Annotated in this window: 22 protein-coding genes; 8 read left to right on the forward strand and 14 right to left on the reverse strand. The window is 73.0% G+C overall.

Annotated features, from left to right (window positions below):
- The coding region (locus ACWGJY_RS33925) for a lysylphosphatidylglycerol synthase domain-containing protein (RefSeq protein ID WP_453264725.1) at positions 1 to 427 on the forward strand (427 nt) is incomplete at its 5' end.
- Here the strand turns inward: ACWGJY_RS33925 and mptB are convergent.
- The 4 genes from mptB to ACWGJY_RS33945 all read right to left on the reverse strand — a co-directional run bounded on the left by mptB (position 360) and on the right by ACWGJY_RS33945 (position 5,641).
- The gene (mptB, locus tag ACWGJY_RS33930) at positions 360 to 1,817 is read right to left on the reverse strand and encodes a polyprenol phosphomannose-dependent alpha 1,6 mannosyltransferase MptB (RefSeq protein ID WP_453264726.1); all 1,458 of its coding nucleotides are present in this window, start codon (positions 1,815 to 1,817) and stop codon (positions 360 to 362) included. The genes ACWGJY_RS33925 and mptB overlap by 68 nt on opposite strands.
- Before the next feature lie 117 nt (positions 1,818 to 1,934).
- Positions 1,935 to 3,440 (reverse strand): alpha/beta hydrolase, encoded by a 1,506-nt coding sequence (locus ACWGJY_RS33935; protein WP_453264727.1) that lies wholly within the window; start codon positions 3,438 to 3,440, stop codon positions 1,935 to 1,937.
- Between the two features lie 174 nt (positions 3,441 to 3,614).
- Positions 3,615 to 4,355 carry a PP2C family protein-serine/threonine phosphatase gene (locus ACWGJY_RS33940; protein ID WP_453264728.1) on the reverse strand — a complete coding sequence of 247 codons (741 nt, stop codon included), beginning with the start codon at positions 4,353 to 4,355 and terminating at the stop codon, positions 3,615 to 3,617.
- A 155-nt stretch (positions 4,356 to 4,510) separates the two neighbouring features.
- Positions 4,511 to 5,641, reverse strand: a complete 1,131-nt coding sequence (locus ACWGJY_RS33945) for a site-2 protease family protein (protein WP_453264729.1) — start codon at positions 5,639 to 5,641, stop codon at positions 4,511 to 4,513.
- 186 nt (positions 5,642 to 5,827) lie between these two features.
- Between ACWGJY_RS33945 and ACWGJY_RS33950 the strand changes: the two genes are divergently transcribed.
- Positions 5,828 to 6,115 (forward strand): hypothetical protein, encoded by a 288-nt coding sequence (locus ACWGJY_RS33950; RefSeq protein ID WP_453264730.1) that lies wholly within the window; start codon positions 5,828 to 5,830, stop codon positions 6,113 to 6,115.
- Positions 6,116 to 6,413: 298 nt separating this feature from the next.
- Complete coding sequence (locus ACWGJY_RS33955; protein ID WP_453264747.1) at positions 6,414 to 6,812, forward strand: hypothetical protein; 399 nt, start codon at positions 6,414 to 6,416, stop codon at positions 6,810 to 6,812.
- A 227-nt stretch (positions 6,813 to 7,039) separates the two neighbouring features.
- Here ACWGJY_RS33955 and ACWGJY_RS33960 read toward each other — a convergent pair whose 3' ends face one another.
- The 3 genes from ACWGJY_RS33960 to ACWGJY_RS33970 all read right to left on the reverse strand — a co-directional run bounded on the left by ACWGJY_RS33960 (position 7,040) and on the right by ACWGJY_RS33970 (position 9,364).
- Positions 7,040 to 7,405, reverse strand: coding sequence for a hypothetical protein (locus ACWGJY_RS33960; RefSeq protein WP_453264731.1), 366 nt, complete (start codon positions 7,403 to 7,405; stop codon positions 7,040 to 7,042).
- A gap of 204 nt (positions 7,406 to 7,609) precedes the next feature.
- A complete protein-coding gene (locus ACWGJY_RS33965) occupies positions 7,610 to 8,299 on the reverse strand; it encodes a transglycosylase family protein (RefSeq protein WP_453264732.1) in 690 nt (229 codons plus the stop codon).
- Between the two features lie 300 nt (positions 8,300 to 8,599).
- Entirely contained in the window at positions 8,600 to 9,364 is a 765-nt protein-coding gene (locus ACWGJY_RS33970) for a hypothetical protein (protein WP_453264733.1), read from the reverse strand.
- A 326-nt stretch (positions 9,365 to 9,690) separates the two neighbouring features.
- Here ACWGJY_RS33970 and ACWGJY_RS33975 point away from each other — a divergent pair, with 326 nt between their 5' ends.
- Together ACWGJY_RS33975 and ACWGJY_RS33980 are read left to right on the forward strand one after the other, a co-directional pair.
- Positions 9,691 to 10,875: a sensor histidine kinase gene (locus ACWGJY_RS33975; RefSeq protein ID WP_453264734.1), complete on the forward strand. Its 1,185-nt coding sequence runs from the start codon at positions 9,691 to 9,693 to the stop codon at positions 10,873 to 10,875.
- A gap of 87 nt (positions 10,876 to 10,962) precedes the next feature.
- The gene (locus ACWGJY_RS33980; protein WP_453264748.1) at positions 10,963 to 11,649 is read left to right on the forward strand and encodes a response regulator; all 687 of its coding nucleotides are present in this window, start codon (positions 10,963 to 10,965) and stop codon (positions 11,647 to 11,649) included.
- A 62-nt stretch (positions 11,650 to 11,711) separates the two neighbouring features.
- Here ACWGJY_RS33980 and ACWGJY_RS33985 read toward each other — a convergent pair whose 3' ends face one another.
- The 6 genes from ACWGJY_RS33985 to ACWGJY_RS34010 all read right to left on the reverse strand — a co-directional run bounded on the left by ACWGJY_RS33985 (position 11,712) and on the right by ACWGJY_RS34010 (position 18,882).
- On the reverse strand, positions 11,712 to 13,604 hold the full coding sequence (locus ACWGJY_RS33985) for an FAD/NAD(P)-binding protein (RefSeq protein WP_453264735.1): 1,893 nt from the start codon (positions 13,602 to 13,604) through the stop codon (positions 11,712 to 11,714).
- Positions 13,605 to 13,688: 84 nt separating this feature from the next.
- Positions 13,689 to 13,775: a class III lanthipeptide gene (locus tag ACWGJY_RS33990; protein WP_218039239.1), complete on the reverse strand. Its 87-nt coding sequence runs from the start codon at positions 13,773 to 13,775 to the stop codon at positions 13,689 to 13,691.
- Between the two features lie 91 nt (positions 13,776 to 13,866).
- On the reverse strand, positions 13,867 to 13,962 hold the full coding sequence (locus ACWGJY_RS33995) for a class III lanthipeptide (protein WP_393485503.1): 96 nt from the start codon (positions 13,960 to 13,962) through the stop codon (positions 13,867 to 13,869).
- A 196-nt stretch (positions 13,963 to 14,158) separates the two neighbouring features.
- A complete protein-coding gene (gene lanKC, locus ACWGJY_RS34000) occupies positions 14,159 to 16,843 on the reverse strand; it encodes a class III lanthionine synthetase LanKC (RefSeq protein ID WP_453264736.1) in 2,685 nt (894 codons plus the stop codon).
- Entirely contained in the window at positions 16,840 to 17,607 is a 768-nt protein-coding gene (locus ACWGJY_RS34005) for a GNAT family N-acetyltransferase (RefSeq protein ID WP_453264737.1), read from the reverse strand. Before ACWGJY_RS34005 ends, lanKC begins: the two co-directional genes overlap by 4 nt.
- Positions 17,608 to 17,622: 15 nt before the next feature.
- Positions 17,623 to 18,882: a beta-ketoacyl-[acyl-carrier-protein] synthase family protein gene (locus ACWGJY_RS34010; RefSeq protein WP_453264738.1), complete on the reverse strand. Its 1,260-nt coding sequence runs from the start codon at positions 18,880 to 18,882 to the stop codon at positions 17,623 to 17,625.
- A gap of 596 nt (positions 18,883 to 19,478) precedes the next feature.
- On the opposite strand from ACWGJY_RS34010, the gene ACWGJY_RS34015 reads away from it, so the two are divergent.
- Positions 19,479 to 19,658: a DUF5708 family protein gene (locus ACWGJY_RS34015; RefSeq protein ID WP_030075520.1), complete on the forward strand. Its 180-nt coding sequence runs from the start codon at positions 19,479 to 19,481 to the stop codon at positions 19,656 to 19,658.
- Between the two features lie 58 nt (positions 19,659 to 19,716).
- Here ACWGJY_RS34015 and ACWGJY_RS34020 read toward each other — a convergent pair whose 3' ends face one another.
- Positions 19,717 to 20,964, reverse strand: coding sequence for a helix-turn-helix domain-containing protein (locus tag ACWGJY_RS34020; protein ID WP_453264739.1), 1,248 nt, complete (start codon positions 20,962 to 20,964; stop codon positions 19,717 to 19,719).
- Positions 20,965 to 21,356: 392 nt separating this feature from the next.
- On the opposite strand from ACWGJY_RS34020, the gene ACWGJY_RS34025 reads away from it, so the two are divergent.
- The gene (locus ACWGJY_RS34025) at positions 21,357 to 22,013 is read left to right on the forward strand and encodes a DUF1707 SHOCT-like domain-containing protein (RefSeq protein WP_453264740.1); all 657 of its coding nucleotides are present in this window, start codon (positions 21,357 to 21,359) and stop codon (positions 22,011 to 22,013) included.
- A 14-nt stretch (positions 22,014 to 22,027) separates the two neighbouring features.
- Entirely contained in the window at positions 22,028 to 22,864 is an 837-nt protein-coding gene (locus ACWGJY_RS34030; RefSeq protein ID WP_453264741.1) for an ABC transporter permease, read from the forward strand.
- The last annotated feature ends 7 nt before the right edge of the window (positions 22,865 to 22,871 follow it).

Raw genomic sequence — 22,871 nt, forward strand, 5'->3', positions numbered from 1 at the left:
GATCGTGCGGCGCGCCCGGGAGGTGGCGGCACGGCTGCGCGAGGCGAGCCGGGACGTCGTACGCCGCTCCTGGGCGCGGTTGGTGTGCGGCATGACCGCCACCCTGGCGGCGCAGGGCGCGCTGTTCGTGGCCTGTCTGGATGCGGCGGGCTCCCGTACGGGAACGGGGGCTGCGCTGGCGGTGTTCGCGGCCAGCCGGCTGCTGACCCAGATCGCGGTCACCCCCGGCGGTATCGGCGTCACCGAGTGCGCCGCCGCCGTCGCGCTGGTCGCCCTCGGCGGCGCACCCGCGGCCGTGGCCTCGGCGATGCTGCTGTTCGCCACGTTCACGCATCTGCTGGAGATCCCGCTGGGCGCGCTCACCGGCGCGCTCTGGCTGCTGCGGGCGGGAAGACGGCGCCCGGCGCCCGCACCGGCCGCTCCCTAGGCACCCACCGCGCCACCGCCGCCACCGCCACCGCCGCCCCGACGGCGGCCGCGATCCCGCTCGCCCAGGTGGGACCGTGCCCCGACGGCATCACCACCAGCGTCAGCCCCACCATCGCCGCCTTCGCGCCGCGACGCCCCAGCCGTCGCCAGGACACCGCCGCCAACGGCACCACCGCCCACAGCACGTACCACGGCTGCACCACCGGGGCGGAAGCCACCAGCACCAGCAGCGCCGTCCCCGTCGCCCGCTCGGCGCCGGCGTACGGGGCGCACCGCACCCAGTGGCCCACCGCGCACAGCCCCACCAGCAGCCCGGCCAGCCGCGCCGCCGTCATCGCCCCGGCCGCCGTGCCCCAGCCCAGCCCCTCGGCGAGCCACCCCAGCAGATGCCCCGCGTCCGTACTCAGGGACAGCAGGGTGTGCACCTCGGCAGGCGTACGGATGGTCCGCAGCCACCCCCACCCCTGGCCGCACGCGGCCACCCCCGCCACCAGCGCGGCGGCGGCCACCCCGGCGATCCCGACGGCCTGCCGCACCCGCCGCCCCGCCCCGCGCCGCCCCGCCACGGTCACCGCCGCCGCGCACAGCAGGGCCACCCCGGCCGGAGCCTTCACGAGCACCGCCGCGGTCAGCACGACCGTGCCCAGCACCCAGCGCCCCCGGCGGAACGCCAGCAGCCCGGCCGTCATCAGCCCCAGCATCAGCGCCTCGTTGTGCGCCCCGCCCACCAGGTGCAGCAGCACCAACGGGTTGAGCGCCCCGGCCCACAGCGCACCGGCCGCGCCCGGTCCCGACGCGGCCGCCAGCCACCGCAGCGCCCACACCACGAGGCCCAGCCCCGCCAGCGCCACCAGCCGCAGCCCCACGGTCGCGGCCACCACATGATGTTCTCCGGTGACCGCCACCACGGCCCGCGCCACGGCGACCGACAGCGGTCCGTACGGGGCCGGGGAGTCGTGCCACATCCCGGGGACATTGGCCGCGAGCGGGCCGCCCAGCGCCGCCGGGCCCAGCACGTACACATCGCGGCCACGGCCCGCCAGCGCGCCCTGGGCGAGATAGCTGTAGGCGTCACTGCTGCCCAGCAACGGGCCCGGCACCAGCGGCAGCGCCCAGCACGCCAGCGCCGTGCGGAGCTGCCGCCACCCGCCGGCCGTCCCGTCCGCGACGCGGGTGCCCAGCCGCCACCACGCGGTGAGCAGCAGCACCAGCCCGGCGTACGACAGGGCGACGCCCACGCACAGCACCGGCGTGCCCTGCCGCCCCCACAGACCGTCCGGAACTCCCCGCGGCAGCGCCCCGGACGCCCATCCCCCGGCGCCCAGCAACACGGAGCCCAGCGTGCCCAGGAGCACCTCTCCCCGGACCGTGACCCCTGCCGCACTCATCCGGCCAACCTAGACGCGGACCGGGCCCGCAAGACGCACACAAACGGACATGTCGCCCGTCCGAGCTAGCGTCCGCCCCACGGCGCCGGGCCGCGGGGCGGACGCCACGGGCCCGGCTCAGCCGACGCAGTACGTGTCCTGGCGCGGGCGCCGTCCCGTCGTCAGGAAGGCGGTGACCGTGCGGTCACCGCAGGCGGTGCCGTTGCCCAGGTAGGCGCCGTGGCCGCCGTGTTCCAGGGTGACCAGGCGGGCCCGGCCGCCGAGGGCCGCACGCATCTTCAGCGCGCCGGAGTACGGGGTGGCGGGGTCCCGGCGGTTCTGGACCATCAGGATGTCGGACGGCCCGTCGGCGGTGATCCGCGTGGGCCGCTCCGCGGGCTCGTCCTTCCAGAAGGTGCAGGGCAGGACGTTGGCCGGCATCCCGGCCGTGAGCGGGTGCCGGGCGCGGTCGGCGGCCACCGCGCGCCGGTACCCGGAAGCCGGCGCCGGCCAGCGCACGTCGTTGCAGAGGGGCGCCGTCACGGCCGCCGCCTTGTCGTCCGGCAGGGGCCCGGCGAGGGCGTCGGGCAGCACCGGCCGGGCGCCCGGGTCCTGGGCCTGCCGGACGAGCCGGGCGAGCTGGGGGAAGAGGCCGTCGCTGTACAGGGCGTTCTGGAGCGCCTGGCGCAGCCGGTTGCCGGTCAGCGGGACGCCCTTCGTACCGGACTCCTTCGGTACGCGGTCCAGCTGTGCCGCCAGCGCGAGGAACAACGGCCGCACGTCCTCGGGACGGGCGGCCACCCGCAGCCCCTCGCCGTCCCGGGCCGGGTCCGCCGCCCAGGCCGCGAAGTCGGGGAACCGGTCGTCCGCGCCCGCCGACATATTGGCCAGCCACCCCCGCGCCACCCGCGACGGATCGGGGTCGCCGGAGCTGTCCAGCACCCAGCGGTCGGTGTGCTGCGGGTACTTCTGCGCGTACACCGCCCCGACGTACGTCCCGTACGAGGACGCCCAGGCCGACAGCTTCTCCTCGCCCAGGGCCCGGCGCAGGCGGTCGATGTCGCGCACCTCGTTCGCGGTGGACATGCTGCGCAGCACGGGACCGCCGTGCCGGGCGCACGCCTCGGCGATCCGCCGGGACCGGGCGGTGTTCTCCCCGATGCCGCCGTCCGGACCCGGCCAGGACCGCAGGGTCACCAACTGCCGGTCGGCCGGGCCGAGTCCGCAGCGCGCCGTCGGGCTGCCGCCCGTCCCCCGCGGGTCGAAGCTGACGAGGTCGTAGGCCCCGGCCATCTCCTTGGCCAGCGCCGCCCCCTTCGTCTCCAGCCGGGACACCCCGGATTCCCCCGGCCCGCCCGGGATCAGCAGCAGCGTGCCCCGCCGTGTCCCGGGCCGCTCGCTGCGCACCCGGGACACGGCGAGTCCGAGCTGCGGGCCGCCCGGGTCGCGGTAGTCGAGCGGTACGGGCAGTTCGGCGCACTCCTGTCCGGCGATGCCGGGCTCGGCGCACACCCCCCAGGTGAGGGCGGGCCCGGTGGTGCCGGGGGTCTGGGCACGGGCGGCCGGGGAGACGGCGGCCAGGGTGCCGGCGACAGCTAAGGCGGAGAGCGTGAGCCCAAGGGCGCGGTGGGTGTAAGTCGTCATGGCGCAAGGGTGGTGGAGCGGACCGGCGCCGCCCATCCGGCTGCCCGGGACATCGATGGTGGGGATATCCCGAGGGTGCGCCGTCCGCGTACCGCCGGCCGCCCGGCGGCGCGCGCCGCTCCGGACCGGCCCGCCCGCCGCCGGCCCGCTCCCTCCTCCCCTCCCCCGCTCCTCCTACTCCCCGAGGGTGATCAGCGCCAGCGTGATGTTGTCCGGGCCGCCCGCCTCGATGGCGGACTTCCACAGTTCGAAGGCGGCCCGGCCGCCTTCGTGGAGCCGTAGCAGCTCGTCGAGGGCGTCCTCGGGGACGGGGTCGGTCAGCCCGTCGGTGCACACCAGACAGCGGTCGCCCACGGCGAGCGGCACGGTCGTGAGGTGCGGGGTGACGGCGCTGAACTCCCGGGCCCCGCCGAGCGCCTGGGTGACCAGCGAAGTGGTGCGCCGTCCCGGCGACAGCGGCGGACTGTCGTCCACGCTCACCTGGCGCAGCCCGTCCGCGGTCGCGTGGAACACCCGGCTGTCGCCGACGTTGAACACCAGCAGGGACGTCTCCCGTACGACCGCGCCGGCGACCGTGGTGCCCATGGTGGCCAGCCCCGGGTCCCGTCCGGCGGCCGCGTACACCGCGCGGTTGCAGCGGTCCAGAGCGGCACGGACGGCGTCCTCGCTGTCCAGTGAGGGGCCGAGCGCGGCCAGTTGCCGGACGGTCAGCGCGCTGGCCACCTCCCCGGCCGGCTGCCCGCCGATACCGTCGGCGACCGCGACGGCCAGCGGGGTGCCGAGCGGGAACACCAGGGTCTGGGGGTTGTCGGTCACCGTGCCGCAGAGCGTCCAGGGGCCGGCCACCAGGCTGTCCTCGTTGTGCTCACGGATCAGCCCGGTGTGGCTGAGGGCGGTCACGGTGATGTACGGCATGGACGTGTCCGGCTCCGGTACTCCGCTGCGGCAGGCCCCTCGTCCCCGTGGCGTGCCGTACCACCATTGTGGCCGCCACCCGGCCGCCCCCGCCCGTCGAGGGCCCGACGTCGGGCGGGCGGGCCGGTCAGGGGTCAGCGGTCAGCCGTCAGCGGTCAGCCGGTGCCCTGGCCGCTCAGGGTGGTCCGCCGCATCAGCCGGGCGATGTCCTTCCCGGTGACGATCCCCACCAGGAGCCCCGCGTCCACGACGAGGATGCGCGCGCCGGTGCGCAGGCTGACCTTGTCGAGGGCGGCGCTCAGCAGATCGTCGGGCGCGGCGACGGCGCACTGGGACAGCGGCACGGCCACCTCGCGTACCCGCACGCTCTCCCGGCTCGGGGCGGGCACCGCCGCGAGCCGGCGGAGCTGCACGATGCCGCTGGGGCGGCCTTCGAAGTCGAGCAGCGGCAGCGCGGAGTGGCGGGAGTGCACGGCCACCTCGTCGATGAAGCGCTGGGCGGTCAGCCAGTCGGCGCCGGTCGCCACCGGGCTGGACATGGCATCGGCGACCCGGACCCCGCGCAGTGCGGTGTGAAGGGCGGCGCGGCGCCGCTCCGCCCCTGCGACGATCATGACGAAGAGGCCGATGAACACGATCCACAGCCCGCCCGGCGCCCCGCGGAACACCGAGATCCAGCCGGCGGCCACCAGGAGCACCCCCATGATCTGGCCGCCCCGCGAGGCCGCCAGATCCGCACGGTCCCGGTCCCCGGTGCGCCACCACAGCACCGCCTGCACCACCCGCCCGCCGTCCAGCGGCACCGCGGGCAGCAGATTGAACACCCCCAGGAAGAGATTCGCCCAGCCCAGCCACGCCAGGACGACGGAGGGCACCGCCCAGCCGGACAGCCCGTGCAGCCCGAACCCGGCCCCGAGCGCCACACCACCGATGACCAGGCTGGTGAGCGGGCCGCTGACGGCCACCGCGAAGGCCGCCGCCGCGGTCTGCGGCCGCCCCATCCGGGTCGTCCCGCCCAGCGCCCACAGCGTCACGTCCTGGACAGAGATCTGCTTCCGCCGGGCGGTCGCGGCGTGCGCCGTCTCGTGCAGCAGCAGGCTGCCCATGAGCAGCACGGCCCCGATGACGCCGGCGAGGGCGTAGACGACGTGCGGGCGGCCCGGCGTCCAGACGGGAAGGCCCTGCCGGCCGAGCCCGTACGCGAACAGGCCCACCAGCAGCGGCACGCTCCAGTGCATGCGCAGCGGCACCCCGACCACATGTCCCACACGGACCGAGCCGTTCATCGTCGTCTCCAGCCGGCCCGGCGTCCGGTTCCTCCGGGCAGGCCTGGGCGGCCTGCACTCCGTGAACCGGCCGATCCGGCGCCCACCACAATTGTCGCTCGCGGAACCTACCCTGGAGGTACGAAAAGACTGCTGGTCGTACGGGTGGCACGCTGGTCGTACGGACGGAACCGCCGGAGGTGCGTCATGGGACAAAGACACCACTTCCACCTGGACCAGGGTGATCACTCGATCACCGTGAACGTCGGGCCCGGCCGGGCCGGGGAGATCGAGCTGCTGGTCGACGGCAAGGTGGTCGCCTACCAGAAGGATCACCGCGCCGGTATGAACGTGCTGACCGGCGAACTCCCCGAAGAGCCCGCCCACCCCTTCCGGGTCCTGCTGCGCCAGCCGCACCTGGTCCCCTCCATGCCCCGGTGCACGCTGGAGCTGGACGGCGTGGAGCAGCCCATGCCGGAGCGGCTGGTGCTCTAGCTAGGGCCTGCCGGCCCCCTCGAGCCGGGCCGTGATCCGTAGGACACGCCCCGGCCGCTGCGCGCCGTCCGCCGGGTGACCGGCCGGTTCACCGGCGCGCCCGCACACGCGCCGGAGCCGCCGCGGAAACCCTTGCGAGGTGCGCGGAAACCCTTGCGAAGTGTTGGGCCACTCGGCTGATTGTGGCCGGTGAGCGTTTTACTCCCCGCGGGTTGAACGACGGTGCGGGCCGACAACGGCAGCACGATACGTCTGGCATCAGAAGGACGAAGCGGCGAGGAGCGACGTGAGAAGAATCGTGCAGGCGGGAAGTATCGTCGGGGCGTGCGGGCTGGTGCTGTTCAGCGCCGGAGCGGCCGGTGCGCAGACCCTCCCCGGCGAGTCCCTGCTCTCGGCCGTGGCGGGTGCCGATGTGGGCACCGTGACCGGCATGGTCTCCGGGGTGGTCTGCAACAACCGCCTCGCCGACTTCAACTACCGGTCACCGGTCGTCAGGTCGCCGCACCCCTGCATCAACGGACCGGTGCACAGCGGCAACAGCCTCAACAGCGGCAACTTCATCAACCACGGGAACCCGAACAACAGCGGCAACATCGCCAACACCAACGGGTCCACCAACAGCGCCAACTCCGCCTCGGGTGCCTCGTCGAACAGCAGCAACAACATTCAGGGCATCCTCGGAGGCCTCTTCCGCTGAGACACCTCCGGGCCCCCTGATACGGCCCCGGCCCACCGCCTCTTCGCAAGCCGTCCCGCGATCGCCCGGCACACTCCGCCGGGCGATCGCCGTGTGCGGCCCCCGAAACCGCACCGACGCCTCGACCGCCGGAGCCGGCTTCGGCCCCGGCCCCGGCCCCGGCCCCGGAGCTTGCCGGGGCCGAAGGGGCCGGATCAGCGCCGGATCAGCGCCCGTTCAGCGCCGGATCACAGCCTCTGCCTGTGGTGGCGGCCCACGTTCTGCAGATGGTTGCGGGTCCTCGACTCGACACCGTGCGTCTCGTTGTGCGAGTTGGTGTTGCCGTTGACGTTGACCGGGCTACCGCTGTCGTTGCTGTTGCCCGACATATAGAGGTTCTGCGAGTTCACGAGGTTTCCGCTGTTCAGCGGTCCGTTGACGCACACCCTGGCGCCGCGCGGGCAATGCAGTCCGGAGTGGAAGCTGGCGAAGGTGTCGCTGTCCCACACGCCGTCCCCGCCGCCCCAGGCCTGCGCGGGCGACCCCCCGCCAACGGCCAGGAGCAGGCCGCAAGCTCCTGCGACAACAACATTGATGCGTGCGATGTTCTTCACTGTGTGCTCCTGCACCTCGCGGTTGGGTACCCGCGGTCTTGCTACCGGGCCTTCCCCCATCCACCAAGCCTGAGCAACGGCCCGTCCCGCGCATTCACTCTGAATGATCAGTGGATTCACCGTGACGGCTCTTCGCGCGACCGCCACAGCGGGCCTCGCCGGCGGTGCGGACGCACCGTCCGCGGCGCGGCTCCGGCGCCGTTCTCACGTCCGCAGCCGCAGCCGCTGTCCGGGATAGATATGGTCCGGTCCCTGATCGAGCAGGTGCTTGTTCCGGTGGTACAGGGCCGTGGTGCCGCCCGGGGCATGGGTGCGTTCGGCGATGACGGAGAGGCAGTCGCCGGGGTGGACGACATAGCTGCGGGCCGCGGCGCCGGCGGACGGGGTGCGGGCGCGCGTGGTGGGCGCCCCGTCGGCCGAAGGGGCCTGCTCCGAATGGTCCTGGACGGCCGGAGGGTTCTGGCCGGCCGGAGGGTTCTGGACGGCCGAGGGGGTCTGCCGGACGGCGGGGGCGGAGCGGTCGCCGGCGCCGCTGGTGGAGGTGTGGGCGCAGTTGGGCCAGGCGGACAGGCCGCGGTCGCGGACGATGCGCTCGCCGATGACGATCTGCTCGGCGCGGGTGGCGAGGTCGGCGCGCGGGGCATAACGGTCGCCGCCGTACGCGCGCCAGGTGGCGAGGTCGATCTGCAGACCGCCGTGGTAGCCGTTGCCGGTGTTGATGTGCCAGCGGCCGTTGCTCTCGCAGGCGGCGATGCGCTCCCAGTCGGGTCCCGGCGGGCCGGCGGCCCGGCCGGCCGCCGCGGCGCTCGGGCCGGCGAGGCCGGCGACGGTCAGGAGAACCAGCAGCACGGACAGCAGCGTTTCGACGGACCGTTTGGCGAGGGGCGACGGCATGACGGGAATCCTCCGCTGTGCTCCGGCAACGCCGTGACGGAGTACTCGCCACGACCGGTGGGCACACACCAACTAACCCGGCAATATGGTTTACGGCATGTCCGGTGAGCGCGACATGCGCGTGTTTCACCCGGGTGGGTGCAGGGTGGTGTCGCCGCCTCTCACGGGCCCATTGGCCCCGTGGCCGTGCGATTGCGTGGCTATTTCCCGTGCCGCCGCCCTATGTCAAGGTCCGAATTCGAGCCAGCCATGGCAATTTCGGCCCGGAGCGGCTGCCGCCGCCCCTGCGGAAGCAGGCGTTTACGTGACCGAATACGCGAAAGACGGGGTGAGGGCGAGGGGTTCCGGGGTCGCCACGGCGAACTCGTAAGAGGCAGAGAAGGCGAAGTCCCTTACCAGGACGGGGACTTCGGTGCCGTAGGGTCCGGGAACGGTGACCGTCCCGCGGTCGCCGGGGAATCCGGCCTCGATGAGTTCGGGCGCGACGGACAGCCCCCGGCCGACGGCCTGCAGGGCGGCGTCCTTGCGGACCCAGAAACGGGTGACGAGGCGTTCCCGCTCGGCGGCCGGGCAGCCCGCCGCGGTGCGTGCTTCCTGCGCCGTCAGCACCTCGTACGGGGTGTGCGGCGGGGACGTTTCGGGGCACACGGACTCCACCGAGAAGCCCATCTGGCGGGCGTCGTCGCCGCAGGCCACGACCAGCAGGCCACGGGTTCCGTACAGCTCCCAGTGGGAGGCGGCGGCCATGGCGGCGCTCACCCGGCCGGGGAGGCGGGCCAGCAGCCAGCTGCGGGAGGCGCCGTCGAGAGTCGCCCTGGAGTGGCCGTTGAGGCCCAGACAGCCGTCGGGGGACAGCCCCGTTCCCCCGTCGCCGGGAGGGGTGGATGCTATGGGGACGACGAATACCGGGACGGGGGTCGACAGGAGGTCGGGGTGCTCGTGAGCAGGTGCGGATGCAGCGGTGAGCGGTACCGGGCGGGCCCGGCCGGGGTGCTGCCGTTCGCCAGGGAACCCCAGGTCAAGGGGCTCCGGACAGAGTTCGAGAAGAGCGGCGTTCGTTTCCACGTACTTTCCGTCCTCCACAGTTGAGAGGTGCCGAGGCCGCACTCGGTGAGTGACGGCCCGTCATACAGTGGGTCTCTCCCCCTTTTTCGGCTACATCGATCGATACACACAGCCCAAGGTTTGCAGATCCTCCGGATCCTTCGAGTCATCCCTCCTGCTGATGTACGGCTACATACTTCGATGTACGAGGGACCGACCCAAATTCGGGCGCCAGGGCCAGGAGAACCAGCAACCCACCGAAGTACTGTCCTCATGTGTGGTTACGTCTTTTCACAAGTACGCACGCGCGCCGCCGCCCCATACCGCTCCGTGACCTCAGATTGGCTGTGGGTTTCTTTGCCGGCTGCCTGATCCTGTACGTCCTGGGCGGTCCGCAGGTGATGGGGGGCGATATCCCCGTCTGGCAGGCCGTCCTGCCGGTCCTGGTGCTGTGCACCGCGACCGCCCTGCGCAGTGCCCTGCCGCCGCTCGCGGTCGCCGTCGGCACGTTCACCGTCACCGTGGAGACGGCCTCCAGCGGCGGACTGGGCCCCGTCCTCATCTACACGGACCTGCTCTATGCCGCCGCGCTGTACGGAGCCCCGTGGCTGTGCCGGGTGCTGCAGGCCGGGACCGTGACGGTCACCCTCGCCACCACCGTCGTCCTCGTCCTCACCGGCGACCGCTCGGAGGGGGTGACGACCGGTGTCATCGTCGCGCTGCTGCTCATCTCCCCCGTCTGGACGGGGGTGTTGATACGGAACCACAAGGAGCGCGCCGATACCGAGCGGCAGCGCGCCGCGCAGATCAACCGGCTGGCGGAGCTGGACCGCAAGACCGTGCTGCAGACCGAGCGCACCCGGATGGCCCGTGAGCTGCACGATCTGGTGGCCAACCACCTCAGCGCCATCGCCATCCACTCCAGCGCCGTGCTCTCCCTGAGCGGGACGAAGGGGGAGAAGGACGGCGCCGCCGAGGAGGATCCGGTGCTGCGGGCGCTCGCGGTGATCCGCGAGAACAGCGTGCAGGGGCTGGCCGAAATGCGGCGGATGGTGGTGCTGTTGCGGTCCGACCGGGGGGTGGACGACGACTGGGACCGGCCCCAGTTGAACGCGCTGGGGGCGCTGGTGGAGCAGGCCCGGCCGGCCGCCGACGCGGCGGCGCTGAGCCTGTACACGGAGTTCCCCGAGAGCTTCCCCGAGGTGTCGTCGGTGATCGAGGTGACGGCGTACCGCATCGTGCAGGAGGCGCTGACCAACGTCCTCAAGCATGCCTCGGCGGGGCGGGTGCGGATCCGGTGCGAGGCCGGCACCGAGCAGCTGACCATCTCGGTGGACAGCCCGCTGGCCCGCCCCGACGTCCGGGCCCGCCAGCGCCCCGTGGAGCAGCTGACCACCGGAGCGGGCGCCGGGCTCGCCGGGATGTCCGAACGGGCCGCCCTGGTCGGCGGCATCTTCGACGCGGGACCCGACCGCACCGCCCCCGGGCGCTGGCGGGTGCGGGCCGTGCTCCCGCTGACCCAGAACTCCTAGGTGACGAGAAAGGTGGAGCAGCCAGTGGAGCAGCCAGTGGAGGACGAGCGGAGGGGCGGGCCGGCGGGTGCGCCGGACCGGGCTCCGGTGGACCGGCCCGAGGACATCCGGGTGCTGGTGGCCGATGACCAGGCCGCCGTACGGTCCGGGCTGGTCCTGGTGTTGCAGACGGACCCGGGCATCACGGTCGTCGGGGAGGCCGGTGACGGTGCCACGGCGGTCCGGATGGCCGCCGAACTGCGGCCCGACGTGGTGCTGATGGACGTACAGATGCCGCAGCTCAACGGGGTCGCCGCGACCCGCAGGATCGTGGAGCGCGGGCTCGCGGAGGTGCTGGTGCTGACCACCTTCGACCTCAACGAGTACATCTTCGGGGCGCTGCGGGCCGGCGCCGGCGGCTTCATCCTCAAGAACGCGGAACCGGCCGTACTGGTCAGCGCGGTGCGGGAGGTGGCGCACGGGGACGGCTTCCTCACCCCGGCCATCGCCCGGCGGCTGATCACCGAGTTCGCCGGCCGGCCGCCGGTACCGGGCCCCGGCCCCACACTGCCGGACGGCGCCGCGGAGGCCCTCGACACCCTGACCAAGCGGGAGTTGGAGGTGCTGGCCTGCATCGCCCGCGGGCTGGCCAACAGCGCCATAGCCGAGACCCTCAACCTCGCGGAGGGCACCGTGAAGACGCACACCAGCCGCATCCTGTCGAAGCTGCATCTGCGCAGCCGGGTACAGGCCGCGATCCTGGCGCAGCAGCACGGGATCGCCCTGCAGGGGTGAGGGGGCCGCGCGCGGGGGTGCGGCCCCGGGGCGCCGGCCACACCCCCGTCACTCGTCACTCGTCACTCGGCGTCGGCGTCGGCGTCGGCGTCGGCGAGCAAGCTGCGGGCGATGGCGTCGTTCTGGCGGAAGTAGACGGCGTTGGTGTGCGGACGGGGGAACTGGGCCGGGCCGGCGACGATCCGGTCCCGGTGCTCGGTGCCGGTCGAGTCGACGGGGTGCAGGCCCGCACCGGACAGCCGCAGCATGCCGCCCGCGCCGTCCTCGGGCCGCTCCTGGGCCAGTTCGCCGCGGGACAGCAGGGCGCGCAGCAGGGGATCGGTGGCGCGGTCGGGGTCGGGCGCCGCCAGCCGGGCATCGAGGAGGACGGCCGCCTCGTGGACGGCACCGGGGACGGCAGGGCTGGTCGCACGGAAGACGGCGCCGCCCGGGGCGTGCCCCGCGGTCCCGTCTCCGGGCACGGCCGCCACCCGCATACCCGGCCCCACGAATGTCACGGCCCCCGCCTCGGCCAGCGCCAGCAGCTGCTCGGCGCGCAGCGGCGGCGGGCCCGAGCTGAGGTACGTACCGATCGCGAAGTGGCCCAGCGCCTGGGCGATGTCGGTGGCGTCCAGGTCGCCGGACCGCCACAGCTCCTCGATGACCGCGCCGGCCCGCTGCAGGGCGTCGACCAGCGCGGTGTCGACGCCGCGCGCCGGACCGGTACGGCGGCGCCAGACCTCGGCGAGATGGCCGCGCAGCTGCCGCTGGAGCGCGTCGGCGCCGGTGAACCGCAGTCCGGCGAGCGGATCGGCCAGCCGGTCCAGGTCGAGCCGGTCGGCGGGGTCGGGCACCGCCGACCGGGCGAGCTTGGCCAGCCGGTCGGCGTCGGTGATCAGCAGGGCGTACTGGGCGTCGAAGTCCTGCCAGCTCATACGGGTACGCGCGGGCTGTCCGGCGAAGAGCGCGCGGTAGTGGCACCAGCCCAGTTCGGCCACCACCAGCGGCCACACCTCGCCGCCGAAGGAGGCACCGGGCCGGGACAGCAGGGCCCGGCAGGCATCGACGGTGGCGAAGCGCGGGGCGGCGGACGGGGCCGGCGGGGCGGACGGGGCGGACGGGGCGGACGGGGCGGACGGGGCGGACGGTGCCGCATACGCCGGTTTGGGCGGCAGCGGGACGCCGCGGCGGGAGCCCGCGTACAGCCGGGGCTCGCGCCCGGACGGCAGATAGCGCAGCGGGCCGCCGGGGGTGCGGACGAAGCGGCCGCCGCGGCCCTCGGTCAGCAGCGCCAGGCAGTCGATGAAGACCAGGCCGAGGCCGCGGACGACGACGGGCGCGCCGGGCGGGATGCGCTCCAGCGCGTCCGGGTCGGCGGGCCCGGGTCCGATCCGGGTCAGGCCGGCCGGCACGGGGTCGGCGAGGGACTCCATGTGCCCCTGGGCGAACACCACCCGGTCGGCGAGGAAGGGCGGTTCGCCGGAGTCGAGGATCACCTGCTGGCGGCCGCGCCCGTCCGGTGCCCCCGCGCCGCCGGCCGTACGGCGCAGGTCGACCGCACGGGCCCGGTGGACGTACAGCCGGACCGAGGCGGGCCGCCGGCGGGTCACGGTCTCGAAGAAGTGGCGCAGATAGCGGCCCTGGTCGCGGCGGGCGGCGTAGGCCCCGTCGTGCAGCGGGGAGCCGAGCCAGCCGGCGGTGGTGGGGCCGGGGCGCGGCGGGCCGGCGCAGGCCACACTCGCGTCGGGGTACATCGTGACCTGCTCGGCGGCGGAGTTCATCCACAGCAGGCCGGGCTGGTCGGTGCGCCAGGTGCGGCCCGCACCGGGCGGGTAGGGGTCGACGATGTGCAGGTCCAGGGGGCGTTCGCCGTACAGGGCCGGGACGTTGGCGAGGATGCGCTCGACGACCGAGGCACCGCGCGGGCCGCAGCCGATGATGCAGAGGGAGCGTGCCGCGCCCGCATGGTCGTTCAACTGGCCTCCGTCCATGGGCCTTTGTCCGGAAAAAGACAGGGGCCCGGTGGCCCGTGCCGAAGCACGGGACCACCGGGCGCCGTGTCAGCAACCGCCGCTGATCGTGGAGCCGAGAGCCTGGGCGTCACGCTCGCCCGGCACCTCCAGGCCCTGAAGGTCCATGATGGTCATTTACGACACCTCCCTTCCGCATATCAGTGGACATGTGTACGGTGATACGCACGGCGCGTGGTGGAGACCGCACACCGTGTCGTCAGCTGCGTCAGCAGCCGCCGCTGACGGTGGAGCCGAGCGCCTGAGCGTCACGCTCGCCCGGCACCTCCAGACCCTGAAGATCCATGATGGTCATTGACGACACCTCCCTCCGGGGACTCGTGGTGGATGACCGGTGATGACGTGCCAGGTGCCGTTGCGGGACACCTGGAGCCGGTGGACCGTGCATGACAGATGCACGGTCCATCCGGCGTCGCGTCAGCAACCGCCGCTGATGGTGGAGCCGAGAGCCTGGGCGTCACGCTCGCCCGGCACCTCCAGGCCCTGAAGGTCCATGATGGTCATTTCGACACCTCCCTTCCGTGGTGCGCAGTGCCCGCTGCCCCGGACGGGGCGGTGGGGGTGGCGGCGCCGGTGGCGCCGCCGCCGCGTCCCGGGGCGGCCGAGTGAACGGCCGCCGCGGAGCGCGAGTCGGTGAGGAACGGGAGCAACGGGGTGCCCCGTTCGGTGGCGGACAGCGCCAGCAGCACTCCGGCGCCGCCGCCGGCCAGGTCCATGGAGATCCGGGCGCGGCCGTCGCAGGGGAAGACCGTCGCTCCGTGCCACGTCATGGCGTGCTGGCCGAGGTTGGTCAGATGGCGGCGCAGATACCGCTCGGCGTCGTCCGGGGGCAGGGGCACCCGCGTGCGCAGCGCCGCCAGCGTGGCGAGCAGTCCCGCACGGCCGCCCAGCAGCCCGGACTCGATGACGAAGTCGGCGGCGCAGGCGCGCAGCAGCCGGGGCAGCGCCGCACGGATCCGGTCGTCGTCGCGCAGGTCCAGCAGCTCGGCCGCCACCAGGGCGATCCCGGCGCTGCCGTTGTCCAGGTAGGGCAGCAATCGGAAGCCCTCGTCGACCTGGAGCGTGTCCTGCGGGCCGGGGGAGCAGCGGTCGAGGTCGCGGTGGACGGCGCGGACCGCCTCGTCCAGCAGCCCCGGATCCCCGGTGGCCTGGTGGGCGCGCAGCAGGAAGAGCGCGGCTCCGGACCAGCCGTACATCAGCCCGGCGGCGTCCTTCGAGCCGTGCCGGCGCGTGCGGACGACCGGTTCGCCGCGGGCGGCGGTCAGCCGCCGGGTGACGCGGTCGGCGAGGCCGAGGGCCTGCTGCCGCAGGGCGTCGCTGTCCAGCGCGCCGGCGAAGTGCAGAAGGCTGAGGCCGACGCCCGACAGACCGCGGTAGAGGCTGGGGCAGTGGCGTACGGCGAGTTTGCCGGCGGCCCGGTCGAGGGCGCGCAGCGCGCCCTGTTCGTCGCCCAGCTCCCGCAAGACGTACGCGATCCCGTGCAGACCGTCGTAGAAGCCGATCCGTTCGGCGGGGACCCGGTCGACGGCGGCGCGCAGCCAGGCCACGCCCTCCTCGTCGTGTTCCCCGAGCGCGGTGTGCCGGGCCCACAGGACGCCGGCCGCGCCGTGTCCGAAGCCCGCGCCGCCCTCGATGAACTGCTCGAAGTCACCGGGGTGCAGACGGTCGGTGCGGTGCGGGGTGGCGCTGTCGCGCAGTCCCCGTCCGAGGGCGGCGAGCAGCCCGGTGGGCGGGAACGGCCCTGGCAGGGACGCCAGTTGGGAGGTCGAGTCGTCGTTGGGGGCCAGTTGCGGAGCGAGCCGCGCGACCAGGTGGTCCGGCAGTGCGTAGCGCTCGGCCGCGGTGGCCAGCAGCGCGGGCGCCTTGTCGGGAGCGAGCCCGCCGAGCGCGGCCAGTGGCAGGAACAGCCACAGTCCGATGGCGGCGAGCGCATAGTGGTCGCCGTCGGCGCCGGTCGCGTCGGCCCGGTGGAAGCCGGGGGCGCCGAGGCTGCTCGGGGTGGCCCGGCCGATCTCGTCGGCCACCTCGAAGTCGATGAGCACCGGTTCGTCGCCGGGCCGGATGATGAGGTTGCCCGGGTGCAGGTCGCCGATCCGGATGCCGCGGTCGTGGACCCGTGCGACCAGCGCCTCGATCCGGCCGAACAGGGCCAGCGCGCGGTCGCGGTAGTGCGCGACGGCCTGCTCGTCGGGATCGGGGACGGTCAGCGGGTGGTGGGCGGCGAGCCAGGTCTGGAAGTCCTGGCCGGCGATGTCCTCCAGGACCAGGAAGAGGTGGTCGCGGACCTGGAGGGTGCCGAAGGTGCGCGGTATCCCGGGGACACCGGCCAGCCGCTCCAGCATCCGGTGCTCATGGGCGAGCCGGCTGACCGCGTCCCGGCCGACGCCGTCGGTCCCGGAGTAGGGCCGCCCCTCCTTGAGGACGACGCTGTCCGCACCCGCGCCGAGGGCGTCGTCGCCGGCCGGGACGGCGCGGTAGACGCCGCCGCCGTTGGAGAACTGCAGCGCCCCGGTGATCCGGTAGGGGAAGTCGTCCACGGCCTGCCGGGCGGCCAGCGAGTCCTTGAGGATGTCCGGCATCCCGGCCCAGTCGGGGGTGTGGAAGACCGGGGTCCGGCGGTCCGGCTCCGGTGTGCCGTCGGGACGCCGGAAGGCCGTCACCAGCTCGCCGTCGCCGCCTTCCGTGTAGCGGGTGCGGAAGCCGCCGTAGCGTACGTACAGCGGGCCTTCGCGGAAGCGCAGATCGGTCAGGACGTACGGACCGGGGCGGCCTCCGACGAGTGCGTCCAGTCCTTCGAGGGCGTGGGCCAGTTGGGCCTCGTCCACGGGGTAGACGGTCAGCAGCTTGCCGGCGGAGGAGCGCTGGGCGTACTTGCGGCTCAGGGCGCGCAGGACGTTGGCGCTCTTGAGGTACTTGAACGCGATGCCGTGCCGGGCGCAGTAGGCGGCGACGTCGGCGAGGGTGCGGCGGGCGTCGTCGGGGGCCGCGCTGACGTGGATCTTCCAGCCCTGGTCGGGGAGGTGGTCCTCGGGCGGGCGGCAGAAGGTCCAGGCCTCGTTGTCCTCGCGGCTCCAGCCGTCGGGCAGCGGCGGGGCGGGGAAGCGGGTGGCTTCCAGGTCCCAGTTGCCGGGCCAGTCGAAGAAGGTGCGGTCGGCCAGGGCGAAGCTCTCGGCGCCGTCTCTCATGCGACACCTCGGGCGGAGGTCGCGGCCGGGGCGGGCCCGGCGGTCCGGCCTGCGTCGTGGGGCCCGGCGGTCGCGGCGCCCTCGGGGGCGGCTCCGTCGTGGCGTGCGGCGTTGTCGTCCAGGAATCCCGCGAGCGCGGTGCGCCGGGTCGTCGTCAGATGTTCGGCGAGGATGGCGCGGGCCTGGGTCTTGTCGTCCTCGTCCACGAAGTCTTCCAGTCCCACGGCCAGTACGCGGTTGTCGGTGCTGGGCTTCAGCGAGGCGTAGTGCTCGTCGCGGAGCACCCCCCACACGATGGAGTCGTGGTACGCACCGTCGAGATAGCAGTGGTCGCGCAGGATGCCCTCGACCACGAACGGGGTCTTGGTCATCAGCCGGATGATGCCCTTGTTGTAGCCGGCCGTAGTGACCTGCACCCGGTGCGCGTCGAGCTGGTGGAAGAGGTAGTCGACGAGCAGGACCACCGCCTCCGCGCCATAGCCGCGGCGCCACAGCTCGGGGGAGCCGATCGCGCCGCCGACGGTGAAGCCGCCGATCCGGCCGCTGCGCTGGTAGCTGACGGTGCCGATGCCCTCGCCGTCCTTCGTGCGGATCACCAGATGGTGGACCCGCCCGGAGCGGTTGGCCTGTTCGACCTCGGCGGCGCCCAGCAGCTCCCAGTCGCCGCTGAGCACGGCGGCCGGCGAGCCGGGCCGCAGCCAGGAGGCGATCGCGGCCCAGTCGTCGTCGCCGGGCCATTCCAAGGTCACCAGTCGTCCCTGCACGGTGTGTTCGCCTCCTCAGCGGATGTAGCGGGTGAGTACGAGTACGGCGTTGTGTCCGCCGAATCCGAAGGAATTGCTCAGCACCACGTCGCCGTCCCAGTCACGGGCGCCCTTGACCACCAGGTCGAGATCCGGTTCCTCGGGGTGGTCGCAGTTGCGGATCGGTGGGATCTTGCGGTCCCGTAGCGAGAGCACCGCGGCGGCGGCCTCGGCGGCCCCGGACGCGCCGAGCATGTGTCCGGTCATGCTCTTGACGGCGGTGATCGGCGTGCGGCCCAGCTGGTCGCGGCCGAGCACTTCGCGCAGCGCCGCGGCCTCGATGCGGTCGTTGAGCACGGTGCCGGTGCCGTGGGCGCTGATCTGCCCGACGTCCTCGGGAGCGCATCCGGCGTCGGCGAGTGCGCCGCGCATGGCGCGGATGGCTCCGGCGCCGGTCGGGTCGGGGGCGGTGGCATGGTGGGCGTCGGTGGTCGTGGCGTAGCCGGCCACCTCGGCGAGGACCGGGGCGCCGCGGCGCTCCGCGTGCCCGGCCTCCTCCAGCGTCAGGACGGTGGCGCCGACGGCCATCACAAAGCCGTCGCGGTCACGGTCGAAGGGCCGGCTGGCTCCTTCGGGGTCGTCGTTACGGCGGGAGAGGGCCTGGGCGTTGGCGGTGCCGGCCAGGTCGGTGGCGGTGAGTGCGTCGTCCGCGCCGCCGGCCAGTGCGATGTCGGCGCGGCCGGAGCGGATCAGCTGCGTCGCCTCGCCGATGGCCACCGCGCCGGTGGCACAGGCCGCGGAGACCGCGCAACTGGGGCCGCCGATGCCGTACTTGATGGACAGCAGGCTCGTCGGGTGGTCGATGGCGGTGAGAACCGAGTGGTACGGGGAGACCCGCCGCGCTCCCTTTTCCTTGAGGACGTCGTACTGCTGCTGGATCGAGTGGGCGGCGCCGTAGCCGGAGCCGATCACCGCGGCGAAGCGGTACGGGTCGATGCCGTGCGGCGGTTCGAGGCCGGCGGCCCGCAGGGCCTGGGTGGCGGCGACCACCGCGTACTGGGTGAAGCTGTCGCTGCGCCGGGCTTCTTGCGGGGTGAGGTAGCCGGTCGTGTCGAAGCCGGTGACCTCACCGCCGATCCGGACCGGGAGGTCCGAAGCGTCGAAGCGGGTGACGGGACCGAGGCCGCTACGGCCGGCCAGCAGGGCGTTCCAGAAGTCCGCGGTGGTGTTTCCCACGGGAGAGACCACGCCGCAGCCGGTGACGACAACGCGCCGCCGATCCTCGCGCAACTCCATGAAACCCGCCTCCTACATTTCTGCCCCGTTGTCACGCTCGGGGCGTCCTCATGACCAGAAACATGACAGGCGAGTCATTGGCCTGTCAACAGTTCCCGGGCAAGGCGGTCGAGCGAAGGGGCGCACGCCTCGCTCCGAGCAAGCCGCGTACCAGCAGAAACGCCCTCCACGCCATGACTGACAGAGTCATGAAAATTGACTGCGGTGGGCAGGCGGCTGCGGCTGCGAGGGCGCGGGGGCGCATCCGGCGGGCAGGGGCAGCACGCTGGGCCCGGCAGGGAGCCGCGGGTCATCGCCGCCACCCCGCCGGCCCCCTGCCGGGCCCAGTAAGGGCGTTGCAAGGCCTTGCAAGGCCCTTACTGGGGCAATGGGTCTGCCCGGGGTCTCGTCAGACGCCCCGAGGGCCTTCACGGACGCCCCCTCGCCGCCCCATGGGCGGCTCCCCCACCTCCTCCCGGCAAGGCCGGGAGTACATAGAAAGTGACAGACGGCGGGGCGGAAAGTGCCTACCTGCGGATGATCCGAATGCGCCGGCCGCGCGGGACGCTGGTCCGTACAACGAGCTCCGACACCCACACAAGGAACGAGGGGAACTCATGAAGGGTATTGCCGTAGGCATTGTTCTGGCGATCGTAGGCCTGGTCCTCTGGCTGACCACAAAGGAAGTGGAGACCCCGATCGTCTCGCTTCACAAGGCCGGACTGATCCTGGCGATCATCGGTGGCGCGGAGGCCTTGTTCGCACTACTGGGATTGGGAAAGAAAGCTAATAAATAAACGCGCATTGCGCGCAATAACGGCATTGCGCCGCCGCGGCACTTTGGCCCGGCGGTCGTCAGTCCCGCTTTTCGATGAGGTCCGTCAGCCGTTCCCGGGCCCGCTCGGCGTGCCGGTACGCCTGGGCCCGCCGGAACAGCTCCGCGGAATACCGGAAGTGTCCGGCCGCCCTTTCCCGGTCCCCCACCCGCTCGCATGCCGCCGCGATCTCCAGGAGCGCGGCGGCTTTCTCATGGCTGCGGCCGGTATCGGGCAGCGCGGCCAGCTGCTCGCCCAGCGCAAGGACCCGGCCCCGGTCACCGGCGGCCTCCGCGCAGACCGCCTCCGCGGCCGTCAGCCAGAGCGGGAACTCCGCTTCCTGCGCCACCGAGGCCACGACCAGACCGCGCTCGACGACGCTGCGGGCCTGCGCCGTGTGGCCGCGGCGCAGCAACAGCAGGGCGTAATGGCCGTTGATCTTCTCCCAGAGCGAGAAGCCGGCGGCCGGGGTCACCCGGCGCGCGCACTCCTCCAGCAGGGCGGCGGCAGGCCCCGCCTCGCCCCGGTCGCACAGACCGAGCGCCCGGTACAGATCGATGGCGGCGCGCGGCCCGGGAAGCCCCCCGTCCGCCGAGGGCCGGCCGTGATCGGTGTCGGGAGCCCAGTCCGGGCAGCCGCTCCAATAGGCGCAGCGGGTGAGCACCTCCAGGACCAGCAGCGAGTGGAACCCGGTGCCGGGGCGCTGACCGGCGCTTTCGAGGAAGCCGGTGAGGGCGTAGCGCAGCCCGTCCTGGACCCGGCCGGCCGACTCCAGCAGATCGGCGAGCGCGATCAGGGCGCGCAGCCGGGGCTCGGCGTACGGCGCGGGGGCCAGCGCCTCCAGCATCCGCAGCAGGACCTCGGCGCCCTCGTCGGCGCGGCCGAGTGCGCCCAGTATTTCGGCAATGGCGAGCTGCGCCTCGGTGAATACGTCGTCCTGCCGGCCGGCCGGCTCCATCTCGGCCAGCGCACGGAATTCCGACAGCGCGCCCTCGGCGTCGCCGCCGTCCCATTGCCTGCGCGCCGCCACCAATCGCCCGACGAGGTCGAGCCTGCGGACCCGGCCGATGGTTTCGGCCTGCGCGGCGGTGCCGGATATTTCGTCCACGCCGACGCCAAGGCGTTCCGCCAGGATCTTGAGCGCCCGGCCGCTGGGAATGCGCTTCCCGCGCTCGACGAGCGAGATGTAGCTGGACGACATTTCAGCCCCGGCGAGGTCGTGCTGCGTCATTCCAGCGCCGACCCGGAGCTCTTTGATTCTCCTCCCGGTGTCCGCCAGCTCAGGCATTCGACAAACCCTCCGGATTTCGAACAGTGGATGACCCAGGCCGGCCGCGTCAAATCGCCGAGTCACAATGAGTGCTGAGCACTTTACCAAGTAGTCAAGTGGAAGTCGACCGATATTCGGATTTCTTCACCGTTCTTCACCAGGCCCGTCGAGATCATTTCCAGGGGTTCGGCGCATTGCGCGGAGCGCGCCCCGAGAGGCCGGTGCGCACGCGAAAAACCGACTGCCGGGTACACCGAAAACCGGCTGCCGGGTACACCGAACTGTGTGCCGTGGCGCCATGGGTCAACCTTTCGATGTACTACCGCACGGCGATGCACACGGCGGGTGCGGCGTGGTCCGATGAGGCAGCAAGCGCCCCACCACCGCCGGACACCGCGGAGGCACCACCCATGACGCAGCCCTCACGCCCAGATCTGCACAAGGATTTGGCGCCCCCTGCCACCACGTCGCCGTCGGTGCTGGCCTCGGACGCCGAACGCGAGAACATGGTCGAACGGCTCAGAGAAGCCACCGCGGAGGGCCGGTTGACCCTGGAGGAGCTGGCCGAGCGGTCCGAGGCGGCCTATCTGGCCCGTACCCGCGCGGAGTTGCTCTCCGTCGGCGAGGACCTGCCGCATGTGACACCCCCCGCCTCGGCGGGCTCGGCGACCGGACAGCGCACCTTCCGCGCCACCTTCGGCGACCTCGTCCACCACAGCCCCGTGCTGGAACACGGCATCGAGGCGACCGCGGTCTTCGGGGATCTGACCCTCGACCTGTGTGCCTCCCCGGCACCGTCGACCGGCGAGCTGAGCATCGAGGCCCGCGCGGTCATCGGCGATGTGCATCTGCTGCTCCCGGAGGGCGTCCGGGTCGAGATGAACTGCAGCAAGGTCTTCGGGGACCTGCGCGATCTGACCCGGGAGCACGCCGGCCCGGAAGCCATCACCCCGCTCGTGCGGATCAGCGGGTCCGCCGTCTTCGGCGACATCATCGTCGCCCACCCCGACAGCGACCGCCGCACGTACTGGCAGAAGTGGCTCGACGAGCGCCGCAGCCGGGCCTGAGCGGAGCGGAAGCCGTGACGTCCTCCCAGACCCTGCCCCGTTCCGGGCCGTCCGCCCCGCTCCTCGACGAGCGCCGGATCGGCCTGCGGGCGACGCTGCGGCACACCGGCGCGCTGGCCCGCCGTAATCTGCTGCAGATCCGCGCGAACCCGACGTCGATGTCCGATGCGCTGCTGATGCCGATCGTGCTGACCGTGCTGTTCGTCTTCGTCTTCGGCGGCACGATCGGTGCGGGCGGCGACCGCGCGCAGTACACCGGCTTCCTGGTCCCCGGGCTGATGGTGATCCTCGGGATGACCATCGCCATGGCCGTGGGGGTCGGCGTCAACGACGATTTCCGTACGGGCGTGATGGACCGCTTCCGCTCGATGCCCATCGCCCGCTCCTCGGTGCTGCTGGCCAAGGTCGTGGTGGAGACCGGCCGGATGCTGGTCGCCATCACCGTGCTGCTGATCGTCGGCGCGCTGCTGGGCTTCGACCTCACCGGGCACTGGCCCGGTCTGCTGGCCGCGATCGGCCTGACCGCCTTCTTCGGCACCTCACTGGTGTGGAGCTTCATGCTGCTGGGCCTGACCCTGCGCACCGCACAGGCCATCCAGGGCCTTTCGGTCCTGGTGCTGACCCCGCTGGAGTTCGGCTCCTCGATCTTTGTGCCGACCTCGACCATGCCGGACTGGCTGCACACCTTCACCCTCTTCAACCCCCTGACCCACATGGCCGACGCGGCCCGCGGACTCGCCCTGGGCGAGGGCCCGGTGGCCGGCCCGGTGCTCTGGACGCTGGTGTGGTCGGTGGGTCTCACCGCGCTCACCGCCCCGGTGGCCGTCGCCAAGTTCCGCGCCAAGACCTGACACCCAG

Source organism: Streptomyces sp. NPDC054765 (assembly GCF_053612065.1).

What these genes read in the sequence shown, in the direction of transcription:
- ACWGJY_RS34025 (WP_453264740.1), top strand. Translation starts at nt 21,357, where the DNA reads ATGACGCAGCCCTCACGCCCAGATCTGCACAAGGATTTGGCGCCCCCT.
- ACWGJY_RS34015 (WP_030075520.1), top strand. Translation starts at nt 19,479, where the DNA reads ATGAAGGGTATTGCCGTAGGCATTGTTCTGGCGATCGTAGGCCTGGTC.
- ACWGJY_RS34010 (WP_453264738.1), bottom strand. Translation starts at nt 18,882, where the DNA reads ATGGAGTTGCGCGAGGATCGGCGGCGCGTTGTCGTCACCGGCTGCGGC.
- ACWGJY_RS33940 (WP_453264728.1), bottom strand. Translation starts at nt 4,355, where the DNA reads ATGCCGTACATCACCGTGACCGCCCTCAGCCACACCGGGCTGATCCGT.
- lanKC (WP_453264736.1), bottom strand. Translation starts at nt 16,843, where the DNA reads ATGAGAGACGGCGCCGAGAGCTTCGCCCTGGCCGACCGCACCTTCTTC.
- mptB (WP_453264726.1), bottom strand. Translation starts at nt 1,817, where the DNA reads ATGAGTGCGGCAGGGGTCACGGTCCGGGGAGAGGTGCTCCTGGGCACG.
- ACWGJY_RS33950 (WP_453264730.1), top strand. Translation starts at nt 5,828, where the DNA reads ATGGGACAAAGACACCACTTCCACCTGGACCAGGGTGATCACTCGATC.
- ACWGJY_RS33965 (WP_453264732.1), bottom strand. Translation starts at nt 8,299, where the DNA reads ATGCCGTCGCCCCTCGCCAAACGGTCCGTCGAAACGCTGCTGTCCGTG.
- ACWGJY_RS34020 (WP_453264739.1), bottom strand. Translation starts at nt 20,964, where the DNA reads ATGCCTGAGCTGGCGGACACCGGGAGGAGAATCAAAGAGCTCCGGGTC.
- ACWGJY_RS33945 (WP_453264729.1), bottom strand. Translation starts at nt 5,641, where the DNA reads ATGAACGGCTCGGTCCGTGTGGGACATGTGGTCGGGGTGCCGCTGCGC.
- ACWGJY_RS33935 (WP_453264727.1), bottom strand. Translation starts at nt 3,440, where the DNA reads ATGACGACTTACACCCACCGCGCCCTTGGGCTCACGCTCTCCGCCTTA.
- ACWGJY_RS33990 (WP_218039239.1), bottom strand. Translation starts at nt 13,775, where the DNA reads ATGACCATCATGGACCTTCAGGGCCTGGAGGTGCCGGGCGAGCGTGAC.